Annotated in this window: 5 protein-coding genes; all 5 read right to left on the bottom strand. The window is 46.1% G+C overall.

Features of this window, described 5'->3' with window-relative positions:
• The coding region (locus Q0546_RS11045; protein ID WP_298793016.1) for a glycosyltransferase N-terminal domain-containing protein at positions 1-480 on the bottom strand (480 nt) is incomplete at its 3' end.
• Positions 481-489: 9 nt separating this feature from the next.
• Positions 490-1,200: a zinc ribbon domain-containing protein gene (locus tag Q0546_RS11050; protein WP_002946305.1), complete on the bottom strand. Its 711-nt coding sequence runs from the start codon at positions 1,198-1,200 to the stop codon at positions 490-492.
• Between the two features lie 9 nt (positions 1,201-1,209).
• Entirely contained in the window at positions 1,210-1,947 is a 738-nt protein-coding gene (locus tag Q0546_RS11055; RefSeq protein ID WP_298793018.1) for a Nif3-like dinuclear metal center hexameric protein, read from the bottom strand.
• Positions 1,948-1,953: 6 nt separating this feature from the next.
• Positions 1,954-2,838, bottom strand: coding sequence for a glycine--tRNA ligase subunit alpha (gene glyQ, locus Q0546_RS11060; protein ID WP_002946299.1), 885 nt, complete (start codon positions 2,836-2,838; stop codon positions 1,954-1,956).
• Between the two features lie 19 nt (positions 2,839-2,857).
• The coding region (locus tag Q0546_RS11065) for an AbgT family transporter (protein WP_298793021.1) at positions 2,858-3,869 on the bottom strand (1,012 nt) is incomplete at its 5' end.

Consider the following 3,869-nt stretch of genomic DNA (forward strand, 5'->3'; position numbering starts at 1 on the left):
CAAATACCTGTAAAAAAAGCCAAATTTTAGATAGCTTTTGTAGCTCCTATCAGAAATCCTAGCGTTTATCAAAATGACGCGCGAGCCTTTAAATTTAGCCCAAAAAACAAGCCCCAGCCAAAGCTCGGCCTCAAAAATAACCGTTATTTTAGCAGGCTTTAGCCAAAACGGTAAAAATATCTCAAACGGTAAAAAGCGCGTATTTTGCGTGATCTTTTTCGCCTCGTCAAAGCCGGTTTTGGTTACGACCGAGACTGCGGCCGCGTCTTTAAATTTGCTAACTAGCGGCGCGATAGAACGCACCTCGCCAAAACTGCACGCGTGAAAATGCACGCGCGAGGCGTCAAATTTGGGATTTTTAAACAAAAAAAATCTAGCGGGGATTGAGGCTCTGTACTTTTTCTTAAAAGCTAAAATCGCAAGCGGTAAAGCCCCCAGGGCAAACGCCGCGAGGACTAAAACGTAATAAATTATTATCAAATTTAAAGGCTAGTTCGCCGCTTCTTTGTATAAAATTCGGCCGCAATGAGGGCAGGTCACGATGTCTTCGCCCTTGATGACGGCAGAATAAGTCTTGTCGTTTATCTGCATAAAGCAACCGTAGCAGGCCTGCTTTTTGACCGGCACGACGGCGGTGTTGTGCGCCCATTTGCGGATCTTCTCGTAAAATGTCAAGATTTTTTGATTCATCTCGCCCACTAGCTTATTTTTCTTAGCGTATATTTCATCTCTTTGCTGCTCGATAGCGCTGACTTCGGCCGAGATTTCACTCTCGATTTTTGTCAAATTTTCGCCAAGCTCCGCGGCCTTCGCCTCAAGCTCGCTTTTAAGCGCATTTTTGCTATCTATGATTTTTTCTAGTCTTTCGACCTCTTCGTTTGCGGCTTCTAGCTGCTCTTTAGCTAGCTCGTCTTCTAGCTGAAGCGCCTTTATCTCTTTTTCTGTTTTTGCAGCGCCGCTTTTTTTGGCGACGTCTTTTATTTTCGCGCTAAATTCGGCTATGTGCGCGTTGGTTTGAGATTTTTGATTTTTTAGCTCGGTCACGCTCGTGGTCGCATCCTCGATCTGTGCTAAAATTACCGCCTGCTCGTCTTTAGTCGCTTTTAAAACGCTTTGAACTTTCTCAAGGCGCGGAGTAAAATCGTCGATGTCTTTATCGATGCTTGAAAGCTCGACTAGCTGTTCTAAATATTTATTCATCTTTTTCCTTTAACTGTATGAAAACGGGTTTTTTGAGTTGGATATTATAGTAGGAATCGGCAAAATTTGCAAATATTTTGCAAGCGACTCCCCAAAATACCGCTCACTCTCAAAGTGTCCGATGTCTAGCATAGTAAGATTATTTTGCACGGCGCTCATGGCTTGATGGTACTTCAGATCCCCGGTTAAAAACAGGTCCGCTTTAACGATATCAATCAAATCACCGCCACTTCCCGTACAAAATGCAAGGCATTTTATAGGCGCATTATGATCAAATTTTCGCCCCTTACAAACCCTTAAATGGCTCAAATTTAGCTTTGTTTTTACCCTATCGCAAAGCTCGTCAAAGCTCAAATTTACGTCCGCATAAAGTACGAATCCATCGCGCTCCTTTGGCGTAAAGCCCAAAATTTCGCTTAGCACGTACTCATTTAGATGGCTTAGATCATAGTTCGTATGCATAGCGATTAAACTTAAATTTTTAGCCATCATTTTTGCGATTAGGCTACTTGGATATGTGTCAAAATTTAACGACTTTAGCCCCTTAAAAATCAGCGGATGATGCGCGATGATGAGCGAGTTTGGCTGCACCTCGTCTAAAAGCTTGTCATCGACGTCAAGGCTAAGGTAAACGCGCTCCACATCCGTCTCAAACGAGCCCACGAGCAGTCCGCTGTTATCCCACTCCTCTTGACTCGCAAACGGGCTAATCTCGTCTAAAATTTTATAAATTTCGCCGATTTTCATCAAATTTTATTCGCCCTTCGCGTCGTTTTGGGCGGCAGCGTCGATACTAGCTTTATACGTCAGCGCGCACTCTTTGGCTAGCTCGCGGATTTTTAGGATGTAGTCTTGTCTTTGCGTTACACTGATCGCTCCGCGCGCGTCAAGAACGTTAAACGTATGCGCTGCAAGCATGCAATAATCATACGCCGGTAGCGAAATTTTAGCCTCCAAGCAGCGTTTACACTCGCCGAATGCATTTTCAAACTGGCGAAACAGCATATCTACATCGGCGATTTCAAAGTTATATTTGCTCCACTCAAATTCACCCTGCTTATGCACGTCGGCGTAGGTAACGATGTTGCCGCCCCTATCGTCCCAAACGATGTCGTAGACACTATTTACGTCTTGTAGATACATAGCTAAGCGCTCGAGGCCGTAGGTGATCTCGGCAGAAACCAGCTCGCATGCGATGCCGCCTACTTGCTGAAAATACGTAAACTGCGTCACCTCCATGCCGTCTAGCCAGACCTCCCAGCCTAGCCCCCAAGCGCCCAGCGTCGGGCTCTCCCAGTTATCCTCGACGAAGCGAATGTCATGATTTTTCAAATTTAACCCGAGCTTTTCGAGGCTTTTTAGATAAAGCTCCTGTATATTTTCGGGGCTCGGTTTAATGAGCACCTGAAACTGATAATAAGCGCCTAGGCGGTTTGGGTTTTCGCCGTATCTACCATCGGTCGGACGGCGAGACGGGGCTACGTAGGCAGTCGCCCACGGCTTTGGTCCGAGGCTCCTTAAAAATGTCGCCTGATGATAGGTGCCAGCACCCGCAGGCATATCGTATGGTTGCAGTATCACGCAACCCTGCTCGCGCCAGTAGTTTTGTAACGTCAAAATAATCTCTGAAAACGTCATTTTTCTTCCTTTTTAAAATTTATTTTAGATAATGTATAACCGCGCCCGGCCCCAAAGGTAGGTCAAAAGCATACCAAACCGACATCAGCACCGCCCACGAGAGTAAAAATGCGACCGTATAAGGCAGCATGATCGAGACTACCGAGCCGATTTTCAGCCCCCTGTCGTAGCGCTGCATAAACGCCACTATCAGCACGAAAAACGGCATCAAAGGCGTGATGATATTTGTCGTCGAGTCGCCTATCCTAAACGCAGCCTGCGTTAGCTCGGGCGAGAGGCCTAGATTCATAAACATCGGCACGAAAATAGGCGCCATCATGGCCCATTTGGCCGAATCCACGGCGATAAATAAATTTATAAATGCAATCACAACTATAAAAACGATAATGAGGCTAAGCCCTGTTAAGCCAATATCTTTTAAGAAAACCGAGCCTTTTATCGATAGCACCAGCCCGATGTTTGAGGCGTTAAAGAGATATGTAAACTGAGCCGCAAAAAATATCAAAACTAAAAATCCCGATAGCTCGGCGACGGCTTGCTCCATAAATTTGACCGCGTCGCCGCTGTTTTTTATCGTCCCGGCTCCTGCGCCGTATGCTGCGCCCGCTACTATAAAAAATAGCATCATAAAAATGATGATAGAGTGCATGAAAACGGACTTCGTAAAGCTCTCGCCCTCTTTTGCACCAAAGAGCGAATTTGACGGTAAAAGCGCCGCCAACAAAAGGACCGAGAAAACAACCGTCGCGATGAGTGCAAATTTTAGCCCGCGTTTTTGCTCCGCGCTGATCTGGTCGCGCTCGCTTAAATTTAACGCGCCCTCAAAGCTAAATTTACCCAGCCTAGGCTCGACGATCCTATCGGTCACGAAAGAGCCCACGATCACGATCAAAAAGGTAGAAGCTATCATAAAGTACCAATTTGCCGTAGCCAAAACGACATAGTCGGGATTTAGCACGCTAGCTGCCTGCGTAGAAAACGCCGCAAACATCGGATCGTTCGTGCCGATTAGCAGATTTGCCGACCAGCCA

Origin of the sequence: uncultured Campylobacter sp. (assembly GCF_937997465.1) — a bacterium.
In the GTDB taxonomy this organism is placed as follows: Bacteria; Campylobacterota; Campylobacteria; order Campylobacterales; family Campylobacteraceae; genus Campylobacter_A.

What these genes read in the sequence shown, in the direction of transcription:
- Q0546_RS11050 (WP_002946305.1), bottom strand. Translation starts at nt 1,200, where the DNA reads ATGAATAAATATTTAGAACAGCTAGTCGAGCTTTCAAGCATCGATAAA.
- Q0546_RS11055 (WP_298793018.1), bottom strand. Translation starts at nt 1,947, where the DNA reads ATGAAAATCGGCGAAATTTATAAAATTTTAGACGAGATTAGCCCGTTT.
- glyQ (WP_002946299.1), bottom strand. Translation starts at nt 2,838, where the DNA reads ATGACGTTTTCAGAGATTATTTTGACGTTACAAAACTACTGGCGCGAG.